Origin of the sequence: Pigmentiphaga kullae, assembly GCF_004216695.1 — a bacterium.
GTDB lineage: Bacteria > Pseudomonadota > Gammaproteobacteria > Burkholderiales > Burkholderiaceae_B > Pigmentiphaga > Pigmentiphaga kullae.
The window spans coordinates 90101-110703 of sequence record NZ_SGXC01000004.1; the positions used below are offsets into that span (position 1 = coordinate 90101).

The following is a 20603-nucleotide window of genomic DNA, read 5'->3' on the forward strand; positions in this document are numbered from 1 at the left end:
AAGCGTCAGGCGGGAGCGGATGGCCGCACGGCGTAGCGCGGCGGGCGGCCGGCCAGGCCGTCTTCCAGGCTTTCCAGCATCATGTCGAGCTGCACCAGGATGGCCGCGGGCGAGCGGCCCGAGATGTGGGGCGTCAGCACCACGTTGTCCATGCCCGTCAGCTCGGCCAGCAGCGCGGCGGGCGGCTCGGGTTCTTCCTCGAGCACGTCCAGGCCGGCGCCGGCCAGCTGCCCGGCGCGCAGCGCCTCGAGCAGGTCGTCGGTCTTGAGCACCGATCCGCGCGCGACGTTGACGACGACGCCGCCGGGTCCCAGGGCCTGGAACATCTCGCGGTTCAGCAGGTGGCGCGTGCGTGGGCCGCCGGGGCAGCAGGCGAACAGGAAATCGCTGTTGCGGGCGAGTTCCAGCGGGTCGGCGTAGTAGGTGCCGGGCGCGCCGGGCTTGGGGGAAGGGTTGTGGTAGCCGATGTCGGCCCCGCAGGCGGCGGCGCGCTCGGCCACCATCCGGCCGATCTGGCCCAGTCCGATGATGCCCACCCGGGATTTGTTCAGGCTGGCGCGGGGCGCGCGCAGCGAGGCCCAGGCCTCGCCGCGGGCCAGCCGGTTGCCCAGGCTGCGCAGGCCCCGCGCGACCGCGAGGGCCAGGCCGATCGCATGGTCGGCCACCGTGGCGGCATTGGCGCCGGGGGCGTTCGTGACCACGATGCCCCGGGCATGGGCACCGGCGATGTCGATGTTCTCGGTGCCGGCGCCCATGGAGCAGATCACGCGCAGGCGGGGCAGCCTGTCCATCTGGGCGGCGCTCAGGCCGATCGAACCGTTGGTGACCACCGCTTCGACGTCGGCGGGGGCGCCGTCGCCGAAGTCCGATGCGCTCTCGTGCAGGTGATAGTGGCGCGCGATACCGTCGCGCAGCGCGGGCGGCAGGGGGATGGTGGTCAGGACGTGTCGGGTCATGGGTGATGGTTTCCAGGGATGGGGCGGTGCGCCGCGCGCGGCGCATGGGCTCGGACCGTTTCAGCCGGCCGGCTTGACTTCCTTCACGGCGCCCTTCCAGCCATTTTCCGTGATGTCGAAGACCGTGCCGTCCGGCATCCGGTATTTGACCTCATAAAACACGTTGGGGTCGGTTTCCTTGCGGCCGGTCAGGTAGGTGCCGCCGGCTTCGGTGATGCGCTTCTCGGCGGCTTCCAGGTCGTCGACCCACATGCCGAAGTGGATCACGCCGCGCACGTCCTTCAGGCCCGCGTAGCCGGGCACGGTTTCGTTGGCGAAGTTCAGCAGCGCCACGTTCATGACGCCGTCCGTCATGTAGACGCCCCGCATGGCCTTGCCGGCGCGCGTCATGCCGAAGGCCTTTTCGAAGAATTGGGCGGCGGCTTCGGGATCTTCCACCGAGAGGGCGATGTGCCTGAGTTTTTCCATGAGTGCTCCTGGTCGTTCAAGGGATGAAAATGGGGCTTCCCATTTTTTGGTGTTCCATTCTATATTACAGGTATACCAAAATTAAAAAAGGATTTTTGTTGTCGATTTATTGAATACCTAAAATTGATTTGGCATGTAAGTTGCATCGGATGTCTCCGTGTGGCGCGGCGCCTCGGGCGAGTGCGCGGTCGGCCACCCCACCCAATATGGAGCTCGGAATGAACAAGCAACGCAGGTCTTGCATGAAGGCGGGGGCCGTGGCCCTGGCCATGGCGGCATCGGGGGCGGCATCCACGGCCGGCGCGGCCGCACCCTCCTGGCCGGTGCGGCCCATCACCATCGTGGTGCCCTATGCACCGGGCGGCAACACGGACCTGATGGCGCGCCTGATCGGCGAGCAGCTTGCCAAGGCCCTGCACGTGCCGGTGGTGGTCGACAACAAGGCGGGAGCGGCGGGCCTGATCGCCGCGGAGTACGTGGCGCGTTCGCCGGCCGACGGCTACACCCTGTTCATGGGCACCCTTACGCAGATATCCACGGCGCCGTTCACCAACAAGATCCGCTACAACCCGGTGAAGGACTTCGTGCCCATCGCCAACGTGGGCGGCAATCCGTTCGTGATCACGGTCAACGCGCGCGTGCCGGCGCGGGACGTGAAGGAACTGATCGCCTATGCCAAGCAGCATCCCGGCAAGCTCAACATGGGGAACGCCGGCGTGGGCGGGCTGACGCACCTGTCGGCGCTGGTCTTCGCCAAGTACACCGGCATCGACGTGGTGGAGGTGCCGTACAAGGGGGCGTCGCTGGCGCTGGGCGACGTGGTGGCCGGCCAGATCGACATGTATTCCGGCAACCTGTCCGAGGTCGTGCCCTATGCCCGCGACGCGCGCGTGCGGCTGCTGGGCGTGTCCAGCAAGAACCGGGTCAAGCAGCTGCCGGACGTGCCGGCGCTGGCCGAAGCGGTGCCCGGCATTCCCGAGGTCGAGACCTGGAACGGACTGCTGGGGCCGGCGGGCATGCCGGCGCAGGCCGTGGACCGGATCGCCGCCGCGGTGCTGGCGGCCCTGGCCGACCCAGCCTTCCGCAAGAAGCTGGAGGACGCCGGCATCACCCCGCTGCCCGAGGTCAAGGAGCAGTTCGCCCAGCGCATCCGCCGCGACATCGAAGTGTGGAAGCCGATGATCGAGATGGCCGGCATCAAACCCGAGTAACCTGGAGGAGGACCATGATGCAAGCAGACAAGCAGCGCGTTCTTATCGTCGGAGCCGGCCCCGTGGGCATGGTGTGCGCGCTGGCGCTGAACCGGCAGGGCATACCGGTGACCGTGTTCGAGCAGGAGCCCGGTCCGGTCAAGGACCAGCGCGCCGCGTCCATCCACCCGACCACGCTGGAAATGCTGGACGAGCTGGACGTGACCCGGACCATCGTGCCGCGCGGGCTGGTGTCCGAGACCTACCAGTACCGCGACCGGGTCAGCGGGAAGCTGATCGCGGAGTTCGACCTGCGCCGGATGGCGGACGTCTTCCGCTTTCCCTTCGTGCTGCAGTACGAGCAGTACAAGCTGACGGGCGACATCGCCCAGCAGTATGCCGACGAGTCGGACTTCGACGTACGCTACGGGCATGCGGTCGGGCAGGTCGAGGAGCACGACGACCACGTCGAGATCGCCGCCCGCGGGCCCGACGGCATCCGGCGCTATCGCGGCGCCTACCTGATCGGCGCCGACGGCGGGCGCAGCACGGTGCGCAAGGCTGCCGGCATTCCGTTCGAAGGCTTCACCTATCAGGAACGTTTCATCAAGATTGCCACCAGCTTCGATTTCCAGGAGGCCCATCCCGACTACGCCTACCGCAACTACTTCTCCGATCCGGATGAGTGGTGCAACCTGTTCAAGGTCCGGGGCGAGGCCGGGGAAGGGCTGTGGCGCGCCATCTTCCCGACCCGCGTGGACGAGTCCGAGGAAGAGGCGCTGAGCGACAGGGGCGTCGAGGCCCGGCTGCAGAAGTTCTTCCCCAAGGCGGGCCGCTACGAGGTCGCCTACTGCAATGTCTATGGCGTGAACCAGCGCGTGGCGCAGACCTTCCGGCGCGGCCGGCTGCTGCTGGCCGGCGACGCCGCGCACGTCAACAATCCCATCGGCGGCATGGGCATGAATGGCGGCATCCATGACGCCATCAACCTGGCCGGCAAGCTGGGCGCGGTGCTGCGGGGCGCGGACGACGCGCTGCTGGACCAGTACAGCCGCCAGCGGCGCCATGCCGCAGTGGCCTTCGTGCAGGCGCAGACCATCGCCAACAAGAAAATGCTGGAAGAAAAAGACGAGCCCAGCCGCCAGAAGAAATTCGAGGAGCTGGCTCGCATCGCGGACGATCCGGCCGGCGCGCGGCAGTACATGCGCCGCGCCTCGCTGCTGGAGAGCCTGGAAACCGCCAATGCCATCACCTGAGGACACCATGATCGATCCCACCCGCACGCTGGGCAGCCTGCCGCCCGAGCAGGCCGCCGAACTCGAGCGCGCCGGCCCTGTCTGGGGCACCGACATCAACCGTTTCCGCGACCTGGTCGTCAAGCTGTACTCGCCGCTGGTGGCGGCGGCGCCCAAGGACGGGATCGCCGTCGCGCGCGACCTGCCGTACGGCGGCAGCGCGCGCCAGGTGCTGGATATCTTCACGCCCGACGGCGCGCGCGATGCCGACGTCGTGGTCTTCGTGCACGGCGGTGCCTTCATCCGCGGGTCCAAGAGTTCCAACGGCCACATCTACGACAACGTGTCGTACTGGTTCGCGCGCCAGGGCATGGTGGCGGTCAACATGGAATACCGCCTGGCGGGCGAGGCGCCGTTCCCGGGCGGCGCCGACGACGTGGCCGCCGCCGTGCGCTGGCTGGCCGAGAACGTGTCCGCCTACGGCGGCAACCCGCGCCGCATGTTCCTGATCGGGCATTCGGCCGGCGGCACGCACGTGGCCACCTATTGCTTCGATCCGCGCCGGGGCTACCGGCCCGACACCGGCGTGCTGGGCGCGGTGCTGGTCAGCGCGCGCCTGCGGGCCGATACGCTGCCGGGCAACCCCAACGCCCGCGCGGTCGAGGCCTACTTCGGCACCGATCCGGTTCGCCATGAGGCCGACTCGCCCATGGCCTATGCCGCCGAGTCGGACCTGCCGGTGATGATCGCCATCGCGCAATACGAGAATCCCTACCTGGACCTGTACGGGCTGGAGTTCTGCCAGCGCGTGGCCCGCGCGCGCGGCTACGTCCCGCGCTTCGTGCAGATGATGCGGCACAACCATACGTCCATCGTCGCCCACTTCGACAGTGGCGAGGAAACGCTGGGCCGCGAGATCCTGGACTTCTTCCGCAGCATCTGATTTCCCCTTCTTCGAGGTTTCCATGAGCGATTCCGCCACGCTGGCCACCCGCGCCCAGCCGCTGGGCAAGTATCCCCACTACAAGACGATGGGCGACAGCATCTACCTGTCCGGCATCAGCGCCCGGCTGCCCGACGGCTCCATCGCCGGCACCACCCGCCATGCCGACGGCAGCGTGACCCGCGACATCGAGGTCCAGACCCGGGTGGTGATCGAAAACGTGCGGGCCACCCTGGCCGAGGCCGGCGCGACCCTGGCCGACTGCATCGACATCCTGGTATTCCTGACCGATATGAAGGACTTCCCGAAATACAATGCGGTCTACGGCGAGTATTTCGATGCAGGCGGCCCCACCCGCACCACGGTGGCGGTCAGCGAGCTTCCGCGTCCCGACATGATCGTCGAGATGAAAGTGGTGGCATGCCGGCCCCGGCCGTGACCGCATGCGGCCTACTGACCAATCGGGTAGTCATGTCCACGATTTCCTCCAAGATCTCCAAGCAACTGGCTGAACAAATCATCGACGGCACCTATCCGCCGGGTACCAAGCTCGAGGAACGGTCGCTGGCCGAGAAGTTCAACGTGTCCCGCACGCCTATCCGCGAGGCCCTGCGCGAACTGGGCAGCCGGGGGCTGGTGGAGGTGATGCCGCGCCGCGGCGTGGTGGTCGCCTCCATCGGCGTCAAGGAGCTGGCCAAGCTGCTGGAGGCCGACTGCGAGCTGGAGGCGCTGTGCGCGCGGCGCGCGGCCGAATGCATGACGGCCATGGAGAAGAAGGAGCTCGAGTTCATCTACGAACAGAGCGCCGAGTTCGCCCGGAACGAGGACGTCGCCGGTTATCTGAACAACAACCGCCAGTTCCACGCCCAGATCCTGGCCGGCGCTCACAACGAGGTGCTGGCCTCGATGGTGGCCGACCTGCGCGAGCGGCTGGCGCCGTTCCGCCAGGCCCAGGCCCACGTGAACGACCGGCTGTCGGTGTCGCACGACGAGCACGAGCCCATCGTCAAGGCCATCCTGGGCGGCGACTGCGAGGCGGCGTACAACGCCATGCGCAGCCACCACGCCCGCCTCAGCAACCACGTGCTGCGGCTGATCCGCTCGCGCCAGGACGAGGACGCCTGAGTCCGCGGGGCCGGCAGGCGGCCGCCGCGGCCAGGGGGCTCAGGCCCCTTCTTCCGGCTTCGGCCCCTCGTCCGGGGCGGGCGCGCCCGCGTCGTCCAGGCGCAGGTCGCCGGCATCGGGGCCGTCCGCCGCATCGGTCTCGGCGATTTCGACCGCGGCCTCGGCCGTCGCCGGTTCGTCCTCGATGTCCTCGGCCTCTCCCTGCGCATCCACCACGTCCAGGAAGCGGCAGTCCAGGCTCAGGTCGAGTTCGTCGTCGCCCATGACTTCCAGCAGGACGTGCCGGCCGCGTTCCAGTTCCGGCAGGGTTCCCACGCGGGTATAGAAGGGGGCGTCCTTCAACCTGACGAGGTCCTCGCGCAGGACCACGGCTTCGATCCGGCGCAGGCCCTGCTGTTTGATCCAGCGCAGGCACCAGAAGCGCTCCATGGCCTGCTGGAAATCGGCATAGGCGCCGTACTTGGCCTCGAAGGCGCTGATGACGGCGTACAGGTCGGCCTCGCGCGGCTTGAACGGGGCGACCAGGCGTGCCGATACGCCGTGTTCGATGGCGGCGATCAACTGGCCCTGGTTGACCAGGTCCACATAGCGCCGCAGCGGCGAAGTGCACCAGGCGTACTGCGGCACGCCTATCGAATCGTGGGGCGCCGCGGCGGTCCCCATCCGCACCCGGCCCATCTGCTGCGAGCGGTAGATGCCCGGCACCCCGCAGGACGACAGCAGCCCGCCCCAGAGGTTGTTGGCCAGTATCATGTATTCGGCCACCAGCCGGTCCAGCGGCGCGTTGCGCTTGCGCTGCTCGATGCGCACGTGGGCCGACTCGGGGTGGTCGGGGTCGCCGTCCACGTAGAAGCTGAAATCGACCCGGTTGTTCGACTCGGGCTTGCCGCGGACCTCGTCGCGGCGCCGGGACAGGGCCTTGGCCAGCCGCCACAGCGGGCGGAAGACGTGGCCGTAGGGCAGCTCGGCGGCGGGGTCGTCCAGCTGTTCCTCGCTGACCAGATCGTCCAGCGTGTTGTGGCGCAGGTTCTCGCGCACGACGATGCGCTCGATGCGCGACTCGTGCGACAGGATCTCGCCGGTGTCGGGATGGGCGACGACGTACAGCGACAGCGCGGGCACGGGCCGGCCGGCGTCCAGCGAGAAGGCGGCGATCACCTCGTCGGGCTGCATCGGGATCTTGGCGCCCGGCATGTAGACGGTGGACATGCGGGCGCGGGCCAGCGCGTCCAGGTCGCTGTCGCGCGTGACGGCCAGGGCCGGGGCGGCGATGTGGATGCCGACCCGAAGCCGGCCGTCGTCCAGCGCCTGCACCGACAGCGCATCGTCGATCTCGGTGGTCGTGATGTCGTCCACCGAATAGGCTTCGACCTCGGCCAGCGGCAGCTCGCGCGTGATGGCGGGCACCTCGGCCGGGGCGAAGCCCGTGCCGCGCGGGAACTGCTGGGTATAGAAGCGGCGCTTGTGGATGGCGATCGCGCTGGGGAAGGCGCCCAGGTCCATCAGCAGCCGCTCGGGGCGCTTTTGCAGCTGGGTGCAGGCGGCGTCCAGCGCCTTCCATTCCAGGGTGTTCTTGTCGGGCTTGAACAGCAGGGTCTCGGCCTGCCGGGCCAGCGGCTCGGGCAGGGTGCCGGCCTTGATCTCGTCCACCCAGGCCTGCTGCTGCTCGGCCTGGCGCTTCTTCTTTTCCAGGGCGGCCAGCGCGGCCGCCAGGATGTCGGGCGGGGCGGGGCGGTACTTGCCCTTGCCGCGGCGGTGGAAATAGACCGGCGCGCCGTGCACGCGCAGCAGCATGGCGGCCTGTTCCACCGGGGTGGGCGGGTGGCCGTGGTATTCCTCGGCCAGCACGGGGATGTCGAAGTCGTCCTTGGGCGCGCATTCCCACAGGAATTCCAGGTCCAGCTCCTGCGAGGCCGCGTCGGCCTCCTTGAGCAGGGCCTCGGGCGAGGGCTGTTCGAAACGCACGATGACGGCGGATTTCTTGATCTTGCTGCGCTTGCCGCTGGCCGCCTCGACCTGCAGGCTGGTATCGGTTTCGCTCAGGACAGTGGCGGCCTTGAACCCGCCGTCATCCTCGTAGAGGACATGCATCGTGTGTTTACCCAGGAATGGATTCGTCGTCTGCCGCGGCGTCGGCGAAAGCCAGGACGCCGGGCAGGTAATGCTCGAAGTCGGAAATACCGTGGTCGCCGCCTTCGATGATGTGTTGCCGCGCGCCCGCGTAGTGGTCGCGCATCTCGCGCCAATCCAGCACTTCGTCGCCGGTGGCCGCCAATAGATAGTAGCGGGAGGGACGGGTGATGCGCGCGACCGCGTAGGCGCGCAGCTCGTCCACGTGGCCGGCCGTGAAGCTGAAGGGCTGGCCGTCGTGGTAGGACAGGTGTTCGCCCACCTGCGTGACGAGATCGCGAGCCCCATGCACGACGGGGTTGAGCAGCGCGGCGCGGCACCCCAGCCGTTCGGCCAGCCAGGTGGCGTAGTAGCCGCCCAGCGAGGATCCCACCAGGGTCAACTCGCCGCCGTTCGCGCGCGCATGCCGCTGCATGTCGCGCGCCAGCGGCTCGGCCAGCTCCATGGCCGAGCGTGGGCTGGCCGGCAGCTGCGGGCAGGCCCATTCGCGCCGGCGGCCGCGTTCGGCCATGGCCTGCGCCAGCTGCCGCGCCTTGGCCGAGGCGGGCGAGGACCGGAATCCGTGCAGGTAGAGCAGCATCATGCCGGCCCGGCGCCGGGGGTGCGCTCGCGCAGCGCCCGCAGCAGCTTGTCGTGCACGCCGCCGAAGCCGCCGTTGCTCATGACCACGACGTGGTCGCCGGGGCGCGCGGCGGCCGCGATGGCCGCGACCATGGCTGGCAGGTCCGACCAGCCGCTGGCCCGGTCGCCCAGCGGCGCCAGCGCCTCGGCCGGGTCCCAGCCCAGCGCGTGCTTGCCGTCCTGGGCCCCGAAGCAGAACACCAGGTCGGCGTCCCGCAGCGAGCCGGGCAACTGGGCCTTCATGGCGCCCAGCTTCATGGTGTTCGAGCGCGGCTCCAGCACGGCCAGGATGCGCGCGCCCGGCACCCGGGCGCGCAGGCCCGCCAGGGTGGTGGCGATGGCGGTGGGATGGTGGGCGAAATCGTCGTAGACCCGCACGCCGTTCACGGTGCCACGCAGCTCCATGCGGCGCTTGACCCCGGCGAAGCGGCTCAGGGCCGCCACGGCGTCGGCAGGGGCGACGCCTACGTGCTCGGCCGCCGCGATGGCCGCCAGGGCGTTCATCCGATTGTGCTCGCCGCTCAGCGTCCAGGCCACGCGGCCCGCGGACGTGCCCCGGTGTGCGACCTCGAAGGTGCCCGAGGCGTCTTCCGGGCCCGCCTGCCAGTCGCCGTCGGGGCCGAACGTGACCGTCTCCGACCAGCATCCGCGCGCCAGCACCCGGTCGATGGCGGGTGTCCGGGTGGGCGCGACGATCCGCCCCTGGCCGGGGATGGTCCGCACCAGGTGGTGGAATTGGGTTTCGATCGCGGCCAGATCCGGGAAGATGTCGGCGTGATCGTATTCCAGGTTGTTCAGGATGGCGGTGCGGGGCCGGTAGTGGACGAACTTCGAGCGTTTGTCGAAGAAGGCCGTGTCGTACTCGTCGGCCTCGATGGCGAATACCGGCCGCCCGGCGCCCCGGCCGGGCGAGAGGCGCGCCGACACGCCGAAGTCCTGCGGCACGCCGCCCACCAGGAAGGAAGGCCGCAGGCCGGCCGACTCCAGGATCCAGGCCAGCATCGAGGTCGTCGTCGTCTTGCCGTGCGTGCCGGCCACGGCCAGCACGTGCTGGCCGGGCAGGACGTGCTCGCCCAGCCACTGCGGGCCGGACGTGTAGGGCAGGCCCTCGTTCAGGATGGCTTCCATCAACGGGTTGCCGCGGCTGACCACGTTGCCGACCACGAACAGGTCCGGCGCGAGCGCCGTCTGGCTCGCGTCGAAGCCTTCGATCAGTTCGATGCCCTGTTCCATGAGCTGGGTGCTCATGGGCGGGTAGACGCCGGCGTCGCAGCCGGTGACGCGGTGCCCGGCCGCCCGCGCGATCAGCGCCAGGCCGCCCATGAAGGTGCCGCAGATGCCGAGTATGTGTAGATGCATGGTTGCCTGCTTCCGGTCGAGGCATGGATTGTAGACGCCCGGGCCCGTCCGGGCCGCCGCGGGCCGGGGCGGGGACGAAGTATGATGTCGGGGTCACCTCCTCGGAGCAATCATGTCGTTTTCTTCTTTGCGCCAGGAAATCGCCGCCGCCGCGGCCCGGATGATCGCCGAAGACGGGCTGGACTACAGCACGGCCAAGCGCAAGGCGGTCAAGCAACTGGTTGGGGCGGGCAGCCTGCCCCGCGGCGACGTGCTGCCGGACAATGACGAAATAGAAAGCGAGGTCCGCGAATATCAGGCCTTGTTCATGGGGGATACCCAGCCCGCGCGCCTGGCCAGGCTGCGGCGGGTAGCGCTGTCGGTCATGGACCTGCTGGAACGATTCCAGCCCTACCTGGTCGGTCCTGTCTGGAACGGCACCGCGGGCGAGCATTCCGACATCGCCCTGCAGTGCTTCGCCGACTCATCCAAGGAAGTCGAGATATTCCTCCTGAACCATGGCATCAAATACGAAGTGGGCGAACGCCCGGATTTCCGCGGCCGCGGCAAGGTCGAGGCCCTGTACTTCCTCTGGCAGGAGGAAGGCGTCATGTTGAGTATCTATGATGGCCTGGCGCTGCGCGGCGCCTTGAAGCCCGGCCCGGACGGCCGCGCCGAGCGCGGCGACGCGCGGGCCGTGGCCCGGCTGCTGGACGACGTCGAGGGGCGGGTGCAGGGGGAAACGGCATGAGCGCGCCCGCCCGGCCGCCCGAAGGGCGCGCGACCTCCCGCGGGGAGGATGTCGCGCAGCGACAGGAGGGTAGTCCAGTGAGCGAATTTTCTCGCCGCCGGCTGCTGGTGTACGGCGGCACGGGCGTCGCGGCGGCCCTGGTGGGCGGTGGCGTGGCCTGGTGGCGTCTGGCGCCCGACGCCGCGTCCGACCGGGCGGTGAACATCCTGTACGCGCAGACGCTGGAGGGGCTGGACGGCCGTTCCTATCCGTTCCAGCAATGGCGGGGACAGCGCCTGGTGGTGAATTTCTGGGCGACCTGGTGCCCGCCCTGCGTGGACGAGATGCCGGAACTGGACATGCTGCACAAGGAATTCGCCAATACGGCGCAGTTTGTCGGGATCGGCATCGATTCGGCCGCCAACATGCGGAAATTCGTCGAAAAGGTGCCCGTGGGTTATCCTTTGCTGGTCGCCGGCAATGTCGGTACGGAACTGGCGCGCGAGCTGGGCAACGGCAGCGGCGGCCTGCCGTATACGGTGGTGATCGACGAAAAAGGGGGAGTAATCCATCAGTATTCCGGCCGGATCAAGCCCGACACCCTGCGGGGTGTGCTCAAGCCCGCCTGAGCGCTGTCCGGACCCCCGGGGCATACCCGGGTCAGGATGTTCCCGACATAGGCGGAATCGTCGAATTCGTTACAATTGATAGACAATACGGCGTGTTTTGCGTAAAAATCGCGCCCTTCCGTATCGCATCGCAGGCATATGGCCCATCGCATCCTGGTTCTGCACGGCCCGAATCTGAATCTGCTCGGCACGCGCGAGCCCGGTATCTATGGTGCGACGACGCTGGCCGACATCGATGCCCGTCTGCTGGCCCTGGCGCAGCAGCACGGCGCATCGCTCGCCTCGTTCCAGAGCAACCATGAAGGTGCGCTGGTCGACCGCATCCAGGCGGCGGCGGGCGAAGGTGTCGACTTCATCGTGATCAATCCGGCGGCCTACACGCATACCAGCGTGGCGGTCCGGGACGCGCTTGCGGCGGTGGCGGTGCCGTTCATCGAAGTCCATTTGTCGAACGTGCACAAGCGGGAAGCCTTCAGGCACCGTTCGTATTTTTCCGACCTGGCCGTGGGCGTGATCGCCGGGCTGGGCGTCGATGGCTATGAAGCGGCCGTGCGCTACGCGCTGTCGCATTGAAGAAAATTACTGGGGAACCCCCATGGATCTTAGAAAACTGAAAACCTTGATCGACCTGGTTGCCGAGTCCGGCATCGCCGAGCTGGAGATCACCGAAGGCGAGGGCAAGGTGCGCATCGTCAAGTTCGCGCAGGGTGGCCAGTTCACCGCCGGGCCGGCTGTCCAGGCCTATCAGGTCATGCCGCAGGCCGCCGCCGCGCCGGCTCCGGCCGCCGAAGCCGCGCCCGCCCCGGCGCCCGTCGTGGCCCAGGGCCACGTCGTCAAGTCGCCCATGGTCGGCACCTTCTACCGCGCGCCCAATCCGGGCGCCGCGGCGTTCGTGGACGTGGGCCAGGCCGTCAAGGAAGGCGATCCCCTGTGCATCATCGAGGCCATGAAGCTGCTCAACGAGATCGAGGCGGACAAGGCCGGCACCATCAAGGAAATCCTGGTCGAGAATGGCCAGCCGGTCGAATTCGGCCAACCCCTGTTCGTGATCGGCTGACCGGTCGACACCATGCGCATCGACACCTTGCCCGTTGATGCGCTCCAAACCGTGTTATCAGTCGGGCGTCCGGACCGGCGCGCCAGTCCCGGCAAGGCATCGTCCGCCGCGACGCGGCCGGAGGAAGGCGCCCCGACCAGCCGTCCGACTTTTTCAGGACATTCGTTCATGTTTGAAAAGATCCTGATCGCGAATCGCGGGGAAATCGCCCTGCGCATCCAGCGCGCCTGCCGCGAGCTGGGGATCAAGAGCGTGGTCGTGCACTCCGAGGCCGACCGCGAAGCGAAGTACGTCAAGCTGGCCGACGAGTCGGTCTGCATCGGGCCCGCGCCCTCGCGCGAGAGCTATCTGAACATGCCGGCCATCATCTCGGCCGCCGAGGTCACCGACGCCGAGGCCATCCACCCGGGCTACGGCTTCCTGTCCGAGAATGCCGATTTCGCCGAGCGGGTCGAGAAGAGCGGCTTCGTGTTCATCGGGCCCAAGCCCGAATCCATCCGCATGATGGGCGACAAGGTCAGCGCCAAGCAGGCCATGATCGCGGCCGGCGTTCCCGTCGTGCCCGGTTCCGACGGCGCGCTGCCCGAGGACCCCAAGGAAATCATCCAGATCGCCCGCAAGGTCGGCTATCCGGTCATCATCAAGGCCGCCGGCGGCGGTGGCGGCCGCGGCATGCGCGTGGTCCATACCGAGGCCGCGCTGCTCAACGCCGTGACCATGACGCGGTCCGAAGCCGCGGCGGCGTTCAACAATCCCGACGTGTACATGGAGAAGTTCCTCGAGAACCCCCGCCACGTCGAGATCCAGATCCTGGCCGACGGCCAGCGCGGCGCGATCTGGCTGGGCGAGCGCGACTGCTCGATGCAGCGCCGCCACCAGAAGATCATCGAGGAAGCGCCGGCGCCGCACATTCCGCGCCGGCTGATCGACCGCATCGGCGACCGCTGCGCCGACGCCTGCCGCAAGATCGGCTACCGCGGCGCGGGCACGTTCGAGTTCCTGTACGAAAACGGCGAGTTCTATTTCATCGAAATGAACACCCGCATCCAGGTCGAGCATCCGGTCACCGAGGCGATCACCGGCGTGGACCTGGTGCAGGAGCAGATCCGCATCGCCGCCGGCGAGAAACTGCGGCTGCGCCAGCGCGACGTCGTGTTCCGCGGCCATGCCATCGAATGCCGGATCAACGCCGAGGATCCGTTCCGCTTCACCCCCAGCCCGGGCCGCATCACCAACTGGCACGTTCCCGGGGGCCCCGGCATCCGCGTCGATTCGCACGTCTACAACGGCTATTTCGTGCCGCCCAACTACGACTCCATGATCGCCAAGGTCATCGCCTACGGCGATACGCGCGACCAGGCGCTGGCGCGCATGCGCATCGCCCTGTCGGAAATGGCGGTCGACGGCATTTCGACCAACATCGCGCTGCACCGCGAACTGCTCCAGGATGCCCGCTTCATCGAAGGCGGAACCAACATCCATTATCTGGAGCATCGCCTGTCCCAGCGTCCGGACTGAAGGCGGCGAGTCCGTATGCGCGAACTGGTGTTCGACTGCCCCGAGCAATTGGCCGAGCCGCTGTCCGACGCGCTGCTGGAAGCGGGCGTGTTGTCGGTGTCGGTCGAGGATGCCGATTTCGGTACCGAGGCCGAGCGGCCCTTGTTCGGCGAGCCCGGCCTGGAGCCGGAAACCCAGGCCTGGTCGCGCAATCGCGTCGTGGCGCTGCTGCCCGACGGCGAGGATCCGGCCCAGTTGCTGGCGGTCGCCTGCGCGGCCTGCGGCATCGACGAGCCCCCCGTCTGGCAATTGCGCGACGTGCCCGATGCCGACTGGGTCCGCCTGACCCAGTCGCAGTTCGAGCCCATCGAGGTCGACGCCCGCATCTGGATCGTGCCGACCTGGCACGAAGTGCCGGACCGTCCGGGTACGATCTCCATCCGCCTGGACCCGGGCCTGGCCTTCGGCACCGGCAGCCATCCCACCACCCATCTGTGCCTGGCCTGGCTGGCCGCCAACCTGCAGGCCGGCCGCAGCGTGCTGGACTACGGCTGCGGGTCGGGCATCCTGGCGATTGCCGCGCGCAAGCTTGGCGCCGGAGAAACCGTGGGCATCGACATCGACCCGCAGGCGGTCCAGTCCGCCCAGGCCAATGCCCAGGCCAACGAGGTCGAGGTCCTGACCGGACTGCCCGACGTGCGCCAGGGCTGGCGCGCCGACGTGGTGGTCGCCAACATCCTGTCCAATCCGCTCAAGGTGCTCGCCCCCATGCTGTGCGACCGCGTGCTGCCGGGCGGCGACCTGATCCTGTCGGGCGTGCTCGAGCGGCAGGCCGACGAGGTCGCGCAGGCGTACGCGCCGTGGATCGAGATGAAGGTCTGGCGCGCGCTGGACGGCTGGGTCTGCCTGCACGGGCAGCGTCCCGCCTGACGGACGCCAGGCATGACGCTCGCCACTCGCTGCCCCCAGTGCGCCACGGCGTTCCGGGTGGCTCCCGACCAGATCAAGCTGCGCGGCGGCTGGGTGCGGTGCGGGGTCTGCAACGAAGTCTTCGATAGCAGCCAGAGCCTGATCGAGCTGGACCCGGCCGGCGGCGCGCCGCGCCCGGTGGCCGCAGGTCCGGCCTCCCTGCCCGAGGCGCCGGCCGAGCCGCACGTGCTGCGCCGGCGCGGGGAAGGGCTGGTCTCCCCCGCGCAGGACGACGAAGCACCGTCTTTCGCGCCCGAATCCGAACCGCCGTCTTCCGCGTTGCCGGACGTTGCCGACGACGAGTCCGTGGACCCGCCTGCCCGCGAGGCTTCACCGCCGGGGGCCGCGCCCTTTTCGATGGCGGGCGACGCCATGCCGCCGCGCGTGGTGGACGAGACCGCCGACGGCGTCCTGCCTTCGGTGCTGCGATCGCGCCGCGCGGCGCCGGCCGCCATCTCAGACGAAGCCGGCGCCGAGCCGGACGAGACGGCCGGGCAGGAGCCCGCCGCCGCGGACCCGCATGTTCCCATCGTGGGCGAGTCCCGGCCGCGCGCGCAGGAACCGCGTGCCGACAAGGCGCCCGATTTCCTCGACGAGGAGGCCCGGCAGCGCGGACGGCGTGCCCAGTGGCTGTGGGGCCTGGCCGCCCTGATCGCGTTGCTGGTCCTGCTGGCGCAGGCGGCCTGGATCTTCCGTGCCGAGATCGCGACCCGCGTGCCCATGCTCCGCCCCGCCATGGAGCGGCTGTGCCAGCGGTGGCAGTGCACCGTCGGCTATCCCCGCGCCCCCGAACTGCTGGTCATCGAATCGTCGTCCGTCGAGCCCTGGTCGCCCGAGTCGCCGGGATTCGCGCCGCCCATCGCCGACGTGGCCGAGACCGCGCCGGGCGAGTCCTCGGAAGTCGTCCTGCCGACGCGCCAGCTGGCGCTGCGGATGGTGCTGCGCAACCGCGCCGCGTTTCCGCAGTCCTGGCCCGCCATCGAACTGTCGCTGATGGACTTGTCCGACGCGGTGGCGGCGCGCCGGGTGCTGCTGCCGTCGGTCTATCTGTCGCCCCGCGATTTCGCCCAGCCCCTGGGGCCGCTCCAGGAGCGGGTCCTGCGGATTCCCATCGAAACCATCGACGCCCACGCCACCGGCTACCGCGTCGCCATCTTCTATCCGTGACCGCCATGGCCCATCCCGAAACCGCTCCCGTCATCATCTGCGGCTCCGTTGCGTTCGATACGATCATGGTGTTCGAAGGCAAGTTCCAGGAGCACATCCTGCCCGAGCAGGTGCACGCGCTCAGCGTCTCCTTCCTGGTGCCGTCCATGCGCAAGGAGTACGGCGGCTGCGCGGGCAACATCGCCTACAACATGCGGCTGCTGGGCGGTACGCCCGTGCCGGTGGCCACCGTGGGCGAGGACGCGGGCGATTACCTGCGCCGCATGCGCGAGCAGGGCACCAACGTCGATTGGGTCAAGATCGTTCCCGACACCTTCACCGCCCAGTGCTTCATCACGACCGACCTGGCGGACAACCAGATCACCGCCTTCCACCCGGGCGCCATGTCGGCGGCGGCCACCAACGACCTGACCGGAGCGCCCGGCGTCTGGGGCATCGTCGCGCCCGACGCCAAGGACGGCATGTTCGCGCATGCCCGGCGGCTGCACGCGCAAGGCATCCCCTTCATCTTCGACCTGGGCCAGGCCATGCCGCTGTTCAGCGGCGAGGACCTGGAGGAAATGCTGGCGCTCGCGCAGGTGCTGACGGTCAACGACTACGAGGCCCATGTGGTCGAGCAGCGCACGGGCCGCAGCATGACCGACATCGCCGCCGGCCTGCAGGCGGCCATCGTGACGCGGGGCGAGAAAGGCTCGACGCTGCTGACCGGCGGCCAGGAGATCCGGATCGATCCGGTCAAGGCCGAGGCCGTGGTGGACCCCACCGGCTGCGGCGATGCCTACCGCGCCGGCCTGCTGTACGGGCTGACGGTGGGATGGCGCTGGGAAGACTGCTGCAAGCTGGCCAGCCTGATGGGGGCCATCAAGATCGCCTGCCGGGGCCCGCAGAACCACCAGATCAGCCGCGAAGAGATTTCGTCGCGCCTGGAGCGCAGCTACGGACTCTCGTTGCCCCAGGGTTGAGGCGCCCGCGGTCATGGTTTGAAACAACCTGGCCCGGTCCGGGGCAGGTGCCCACGGGCCGGGGGCGAACCGACAGGGTATAAATCCAGTCCAAGACCTTTGTTTCATACCAAGAAGAGGGCGCTGCGGCGTTTCTCCGCTTTTCCATCAGGATGGCTCTATGAATCCAAGCAATTCGTCTCTTTCCCTGGCTGCCGGACGCGGACGCGCCCTGGCCGTGGCCGCCGCGCTGTCCGCGCTGGCGCTCCTGGCCGGATGCGCGACGGGCAGCAATTCGGCGTCGGTCTATGACCGCAACCAGGCGCAGCGCGAGCAGGTGGTGCGCATGGGGACGGTGGAGTCGGTGCGGCGCGTCACGATCGATCGCGGCCAGACCGGCGTGGGTACGGCCGGCGGCGCCATCGTCGGCGGCGTGGCGGGCAGCAGCATAGGCGGGGGCCGCGGCCAGATCATCACGTCGGTGCTGGGCGCGATCGCCGGCGGCATCGCCGGGCAGGCCGTGGAAGGCGGCATGTCCAAGCGCGATGGCCTGGAAATCACCGTCCGCTTCCAGAACGGAGAAATGCGCTCCATCGTGCAGGAAGCCGACGAGATGTTCTACGTCGGGGATCGTGTGCGCGTGCTGAGCGGCACCGGCGCCACCCGCGTCACGCACCTGTAGCAGGCGCCGGCAAGCGCCGGCCGCTGGGCGGCGGCGCTTGGTCGATGGCAGGCCTGGCGACCCGGCCGGCGTCTACAGCCCGAAGATGGGCAGGCCGATGCGGGACAGCACCATCAGCGCGATCTGCGTCAGCAGGAACAGGACCAGCGGCGACAGGTCCAGGCTTCCCAGTGAAGGCAGCACGCGCCGGATCGGATCGAGCAGCGGCGCGGTCAGCGCGTGAAGGACCGGCATGGCCGGCGCGCCGGGATTGACCCACGACAGGATCACCATCAACAGCGTGACCCACATCACCAGGTTGATGGACCACTTGAGCATCAGCATCAACGCGATCCACAGCCCTTCGGGCAGCATGGAAAGCGGGTTGCCGCCCGCCACCAGCATGATGGCCGCCAGATAGATCAGCGCCGTCAACCAGGCCGCCACCAGGCTGGCCCAATCCACGCCACCCCGCCCCCCCAGCACCCGCCGCAGCGGAATCACCACCCAGTCCGTGACCTGGAACACGGTGCGCGAAACCGGGTTGTACGGCGGCATCCGCACGAACTGCAGCCACAGCCGCAGCAGCAGTACGGCCCCGTAAAGGGTGAAAACGACGTTGAGCAGAAAACGGGCGATATCGCCAACCATGAGAACTCCGAGTGCCTGCACGATTTATTCAGCAGGCTGTAAGAAAAAGATTATAGCTCCCTGCATAAGTCTCCCACAGACCCAGGATGCGGTGGATCCGGCTCCGCCGGTCCACCCGCATCGCCCCCTGGGGGGCGCGCGAAGCGCGTAGGGGGGCACAAAAAACCCCGCCAAAGCTTGCACCTTGGCGGGGTTTGAACCAGAGCGCAAGGCGCTCCGATTAGGGCTTACGGGCGGCTGCCCGTAGGGAAGGGCCAAGCAGCGGCAGGGTTGAGCGCCGTTTTCGCGCCCGGCGCAGCCGCGGTCGAGGGCGCAGGGGCAGGCTTTTTGGCGGCAGGCTTCTTGGGGGCCGCCTTCTTGGCCGCAGGCTTCTTCGCCGCAGGCTTCTTGGCAGCAGCCTTCTTGGCCGGGGCCTTTTTCGCCGCAGGCTTCTTGGCGGCAGCTTTCTTGGCCGGGGCCTTCTTGGCTGCAACCTTCTTCACTGCGGCTTTCTTGGCCGGAGCCTTCTTGGCCGCAACCTTCTTCACTGCGGCTTTCTTGGCCGGAGCCTTCTTGGCCGCGACCTTCTTCACTGCGGCTTTCTTGGCCGGGGCCTTCTTGGCCGCAACCTTCTTCACCGCGGCTTTCTTGGCCGGAGCCTTCTTCGCTGCAACCTTCTTCACTGCCGCCTTCTTGGCCGGGGCTTTCTTAGCCGGGGCTTTCTTGGCTACCGCTTTCTTCGCGGCCTTCTTGGCTGTCGCCATGGTCTGCTCCTTTACGAGACGTTCAGGGACCCAGAACACGAACCCGCTCGGACCATCCTCACGGGCTATTCATCGGCGCAAGCCCTGCTGGTGAACGAAACCTCAACAGCGGAATCAGTTTGCGCTAATGAATGCTTTACACAGCCATTCGACATACCCCGCACCCGGTGCGACCCATGTCGAATGACTTGGCAGACGGTTTCCCGCCTGCCGGATGACACCCCCGTTTGCCCGGCCGCCTTTGCTTCGTCTTCGACAAAGCAACATGCGCAGGGGCCGGATGGTGCGCTGGGCGAGGGGGCCTGCCCCAATCGCCGCGTCTGAACTCATCCGGGCCCTGCCGGGCGCCCGAGGGCGCCTGATCCTGTCTACGTGCGGTCTAGTCCCAGCTCAGCGCCCCGCCGGTCTGGTACTCGATCACACGCGTTTCGAAGAAATTGCGTTCTTTCTTCAAGTCGATCATTTCCGCCATCCACGGGAAGGGGTTCTCTTCCTGCGGGAACAGCGGTTCGATGCCGATCTGCTGGCAGCGGCGGTTGGCGATGAAGCGCAGGTACGACTTGAACATCGGCGCATTCAGGCCCAGCACGCCACGCGGCATGGTGTCTTCGGCGTAAGCGTATTCGAGTTCGACCGCCTTGCGGAAGAGGCCGCGGATTTCCTCGCGGAATTCCGGCGTCCACAGATGCGGGTTCTCGAGCTTGATCGTGTTGATGAGGTCGATGCCGAAATTGCAGTGCATGGACTCGTCCCGCAGGATGTACATGTACTGCTCGGCCGCGCCGGTCATCTTGTTCTGCCGGCCCAGCGCCAGGATCTGGGTGAAGCCGACGTAGAAGAACAGGCCTTCCATCAGGCATGCGAAGACGATCAGCGACTTCAGCAGGGTCTGGTCGGCCTCCGGCGTGCCCGTCTTGAAGTTCGGGTCGGCGATGGCGTCGATGAAGGGGATCAGGAATTCGTCCTTGGCGCGGATGGACGGAACTTCATTGTAGGCATTGAAGATTTCCGACTCGTCCAGGTCCAGGCTTTCGACGATGTACTGGTAGGCGTGGGTGTGGATCGCTTCCTCGAAGGCCTGGCGCAGCAGGAACTGCCGGCATTCCGGGGCGGTGATGTGGCGATACGTGCCCAGCACGATATTGTTCGCGGCGAGCGAGTCGGCCGTGACGAAGAACCCCAGGTTGCGCTTGATGATGCGGCGCTCGTCCTCGGTCAGGCCCTCGGGGTTCTTCCACAGCGCGATGTCGCGCGACATGTTGATTTCCTGCGGCATCCAGTGGTTGGCGCAGGTGGCCAGGTATTTTTCCCAGGCCCACTTGTATTTGAACGGGACCAGCTGGTTGACGTCCGTCTGGCCGTTGATGATGCGTTTGTCCGCGATGTTGACGCGGCTCGACGAGGCACCGCCGGGCGCGGCAGCGCCCGAGGCCAGCGCGACCTCGTCGAACGCGCCGGCGCGTTCGCGCGGCGCGGCGGCGCCCGCCGGCTGCAGGGCCGGCGTGGCGGAGGGGGTGGATACTTCTTCGTCCCAAGACAACATAGATCGACT

General features: G+C 68.0%; 22 protein-coding genes. 14 read left to right on the top strand and 8 right to left on the bottom strand.

Translation table 11 applies throughout. The features are described from left to right. Positions 1-5: 5 nt before the first annotated feature. Together EV675_RS28495 and EV675_RS28500 are read right to left on the bottom strand one after the other, a co-directional pair. Positions 6-956, bottom strand: coding sequence for a 2-hydroxyacid dehydrogenase (locus EV675_RS28495; RefSeq protein WP_130362055.1), 951 nt, complete (start codon positions 954-956; stop codon positions 6-8). 60 nt (positions 957-1016) lie between these two features. Then, complete coding sequence (locus EV675_RS28500; protein WP_124691180.1) at positions 1017-1424, bottom strand: VOC family protein; 408 nt, start codon at positions 1422-1424, stop codon at positions 1017-1019. Between the two features lie 218 nt (positions 1425-1642). Here EV675_RS28500 and EV675_RS28505 point away from each other — a divergent pair, with 218 nt between their 5' ends. The 5 genes from EV675_RS28505 to EV675_RS28525 are packed head-to-tail and all read left to right on the top strand — an operon-like array spanning position 1643 to position 5917. Next, positions 1643-2635 carry a Bug family tripartite tricarboxylate transporter substrate binding protein gene (locus tag EV675_RS28505; RefSeq protein WP_130362056.1) on the top strand — a complete coding sequence of 331 codons (993 nt, stop codon included), beginning with the start codon at positions 1643-1645 and terminating at the stop codon, positions 2633-2635. Between the two features lie 14 nt (positions 2636-2649). Next, entirely contained in the window at positions 2650-3870 is a 1221-nt protein-coding gene (locus tag EV675_RS28510; protein WP_207222074.1) for an FAD-dependent oxidoreductase, read from the top strand. Beyond that, positions 3857-4792 (top strand): alpha/beta hydrolase, encoded by a 936-nt coding sequence (locus EV675_RS28515; protein ID WP_242621647.1) that lies wholly within the window; start codon positions 3857-3859, stop codon positions 4790-4792. The genes EV675_RS28510 and EV675_RS28515 overlap by 14 nt, the downstream gene beginning before the upstream one ends. Before the next feature lie 22 nt (positions 4793-4814). Further along, complete coding sequence (locus EV675_RS28520) at positions 4815-5231, top strand: RidA family protein (RefSeq protein ID WP_087841697.1); 417 nt, start codon at positions 4815-4817, stop codon at positions 5229-5231. Positions 5232-5263: 32 nt separating this feature from the next. Then, a complete protein-coding gene (locus tag EV675_RS28525) occupies positions 5264-5917 on the top strand; it encodes a GntR family transcriptional regulator (protein ID WP_130362057.1) in 654 nt (217 codons plus the stop codon). Positions 5918-5956: 39 nt separating this feature from the next. Here the strand turns inward: EV675_RS28525 and EV675_RS28530 are convergent, their stop codons facing one another. Genes EV675_RS28530 through mpl form a run of 3 tightly spaced genes read right to left on the bottom strand, consistent with a single transcriptional unit; the run spans position 5957 to position 10027 of the window. Beyond that, positions 5957-8008, bottom strand: coding sequence for a ribonuclease catalytic domain-containing protein (locus tag EV675_RS28530; RefSeq protein WP_130362058.1), 2052 nt, complete (start codon positions 8006-8008; stop codon positions 5957-5959). 7 nt (positions 8009-8015) lie between these two features. After that, complete coding sequence (locus tag EV675_RS28535; protein WP_130362059.1) at positions 8016-8630, bottom strand: YqiA/YcfP family alpha/beta fold hydrolase; 615 nt, start codon at positions 8628-8630, stop codon at positions 8016-8018. Next, entirely contained in the window at positions 8627-10027 is a 1401-nt protein-coding gene (gene mpl, locus EV675_RS28540) for a UDP-N-acetylmuramate:L-alanyl-gamma-D-glutamyl-meso-diaminopimelate ligase (protein ID WP_130362060.1), read from the bottom strand. Before mpl ends, EV675_RS28535 begins: the two co-directional genes overlap by 4 nt. Positions 10028-10139: 112 nt before the next feature. On the opposite strand from mpl, the gene EV675_RS28545 reads away from it, so the two are divergent. From EV675_RS28545 to EV675_RS28585, 9 genes are all read left to right on the top strand, one after another. Continuing rightward, entirely contained in the window at positions 10140-10757 is a 618-nt protein-coding gene (locus EV675_RS28545; protein WP_130362061.1) for a hypothetical protein, read from the top strand. Between the two features lie 77 nt (positions 10758-10834). Then, positions 10835-11365: a TlpA family protein disulfide reductase gene (locus tag EV675_RS28550; protein WP_242621648.1), complete on the top strand. Its 531-nt coding sequence runs from the start codon at positions 10835-10837 to the stop codon at positions 11363-11365. A 138-nt stretch (positions 11366-11503) separates the two neighbouring features. Further along, positions 11504-11938, top strand: coding sequence for a type II 3-dehydroquinate dehydratase (aroQ, locus tag EV675_RS28555; RefSeq protein ID WP_130362063.1), 435 nt, complete (start codon positions 11504-11506; stop codon positions 11936-11938). Positions 11939-11960: 22 nt separating this feature from the next. Beyond that, positions 11961-12422, top strand: a complete 462-nt coding sequence (gene accB, locus EV675_RS28560) for an acetyl-CoA carboxylase biotin carboxyl carrier protein (RefSeq protein WP_130362064.1) — start codon at positions 11961-11963, stop codon at positions 12420-12422. Positions 12423-12590: 168 nt separating this feature from the next. Continuing rightward, a complete protein-coding gene (gene accC, locus EV675_RS28565) occupies positions 12591-13940 on the top strand; it encodes an acetyl-CoA carboxylase biotin carboxylase subunit (protein WP_124691168.1) in 1350 nt (449 codons plus the stop codon). A gap of 15 nt (positions 13941-13955) precedes the next feature. After that, positions 13956-14849, top strand: coding sequence for a 50S ribosomal protein L11 methyltransferase (prmA, locus tag EV675_RS28570; protein ID WP_130362065.1), 894 nt, complete (start codon positions 13956-13958; stop codon positions 14847-14849). Between the two features lie 12 nt (positions 14850-14861). Beyond that, positions 14862-16055, top strand: coding sequence for a zinc-ribbon and DUF3426 domain-containing protein (locus tag EV675_RS28575; protein ID WP_130362256.1), 1194 nt, complete (start codon positions 14862-14864; stop codon positions 16053-16055). A gap of 5 nt (positions 16056-16060) precedes the next feature. After that, positions 16061-17017, top strand: a complete 957-nt coding sequence (locus EV675_RS28580; protein ID WP_130362066.1) for a carbohydrate kinase family protein — start codon at positions 16061-16063, stop codon at positions 17015-17017. 160 nt (positions 17018-17177) lie between these two features. Beyond that, positions 17178-17678 carry an outer membrane lipoprotein gene (locus EV675_RS28585; RefSeq protein ID WP_130362067.1) on the top strand — a complete coding sequence of 167 codons (501 nt, stop codon included), beginning with the start codon at positions 17178-17180 and terminating at the stop codon, positions 17676-17678. Between the two features lie 72 nt (positions 17679-17750). On the opposite strand, the gene EV675_RS28590 is transcribed toward EV675_RS28585, so the two are convergent. The 3 genes from EV675_RS28590 to EV675_RS28600 form a co-directional block, all read right to left on the bottom strand. Further along, positions 17751-18308: a YggT family protein gene (locus EV675_RS28590; RefSeq protein WP_130362068.1), complete on the bottom strand. Its 558-nt coding sequence runs from the start codon at positions 18306-18308 to the stop codon at positions 17751-17753. Positions 18309-18535: 227 nt separating this feature from the next. After that, the gene (locus tag EV675_RS28595) at positions 18536-19051 is read right to left on the bottom strand and encodes a histone H1-like DNA-binding protein (RefSeq protein ID WP_130362069.1); all 516 of its coding nucleotides are present in this window, start codon (positions 19049-19051) and stop codon (positions 18536-18538) included. Between the two features lie 379 nt (positions 19052-19430). Continuing rightward, the gene (locus tag EV675_RS28600; protein WP_130362070.1) at positions 19431-20594 is read right to left on the bottom strand and encodes a ribonucleotide-diphosphate reductase subunit beta; all 1164 of its coding nucleotides are present in this window, start codon (positions 20592-20594) and stop codon (positions 19431-19433) included. Positions 20595-20603 lie beyond the last annotated feature (9 nt).

Bases quoted from the DNA above. Each gene is read 5' to 3' on its own strand.
- EV675_RS28505 (WP_130362056.1), top strand. From the start codon at position 1,643: ATGAACAAGCAACGCAGGTCTTGCATGAAGGCGGGGGCCGTGGCCCTG.
- EV675_RS28495 (WP_130362055.1), bottom strand. From the start codon at position 956: ATGACCCGACACGTCCTGACCACCATCCCCCTGCCGCCCGCGCTGCGC.
- EV675_RS28600 (WP_130362070.1), bottom strand. From the start codon at position 20,594: ATGTTGTCTTGGGACGAAGAAGTATCCACCCCCTCCGCCACGCCGGCC.
- EV675_RS28525 (WP_130362057.1), top strand. From the start codon at position 5,264: ATGTCCACGATTTCCTCCAAGATCTCCAAGCAACTGGCTGAACAAATC.
- EV675_RS28530 (WP_130362058.1), bottom strand. From the start codon at position 8,008: ATGCATGTCCTCTACGAGGATGACGGCGGGTTCAAGGCCGCCACTGTC.
- accB (WP_130362064.1), top strand. From the start codon at position 11,961: ATGGATCTTAGAAAACTGAAAACCTTGATCGACCTGGTTGCCGAGTCC.
- accC (WP_124691168.1), top strand. From the start codon at position 12,591: ATGTTTGAAAAGATCCTGATCGCGAATCGCGGGGAAATCGCCCTGCGC.
- aroQ (WP_130362063.1), top strand. From the start codon at position 11,504: ATGGCCCATCGCATCCTGGTTCTGCACGGCCCGAATCTGAATCTGCTC.
- EV675_RS28515 (WP_242621647.1), top strand. From the start codon at position 3,857: ATGCCATCACCTGAGGACACCATGATCGATCCCACCCGCACGCTGGGC.
- EV675_RS28520 (WP_087841697.1), top strand. From the start codon at position 4,815: ATGAGCGATTCCGCCACGCTGGCCACCCGCGCCCAGCCGCTGGGCAAG.
- EV675_RS28580 (WP_130362066.1), top strand. From the start codon at position 16,061: ATGGCCCATCCCGAAACCGCTCCCGTCATCATCTGCGGCTCCGTTGCG.
- EV675_RS28575 (WP_130362256.1), top strand. From the start codon at position 14,862: ATGACGCTCGCCACTCGCTGCCCCCAGTGCGCCACGGCGTTCCGGGTG.
- prmA (WP_130362065.1), top strand. From the start codon at position 13,956: ATGCGCGAACTGGTGTTCGACTGCCCCGAGCAATTGGCCGAGCCGCTG.
- EV675_RS28510 (WP_207222074.1), top strand. From the start codon at position 2,650: ATGATGCAAGCAGACAAGCAGCGCGTTCTTATCGTCGGAGCCGGCCCC.
- EV675_RS28595 (WP_130362069.1), bottom strand. From the start codon at position 19,051: ATGGCGACAGCCAAGAAGGCCGCGAAGAAAGCGGTAGCCAAGAAAGCC.
- EV675_RS28545 (WP_130362061.1), top strand. From the start codon at position 10,140: ATGTCGTTTTCTTCTTTGCGCCAGGAAATCGCCGCCGCCGCGGCCCGG.
- EV675_RS28500 (WP_124691180.1), bottom strand. From the start codon at position 1,424: ATGGAAAAACTCAGGCACATCGCCCTCTCGGTGGAAGATCCCGAAGCC.
- EV675_RS28585 (WP_130362067.1), top strand. From the start codon at position 17,178: ATGAATCCAAGCAATTCGTCTCTTTCCCTGGCTGCCGGACGCGGACGC.
- EV675_RS28535 (WP_130362059.1), bottom strand. From the start codon at position 8,630: ATGATGCTGCTCTACCTGCACGGATTCCGGTCCTCGCCCGCCTCGGCC.
- mpl (WP_130362060.1), bottom strand. From the start codon at position 10,027: ATGCATCTACACATACTCGGCATCTGCGGCACCTTCATGGGCGGCCTG.
- EV675_RS28590 (WP_130362068.1), bottom strand. From the start codon at position 18,308: ATGGTTGGCGATATCGCCCGTTTTCTGCTCAACGTCGTTTTCACCCTT.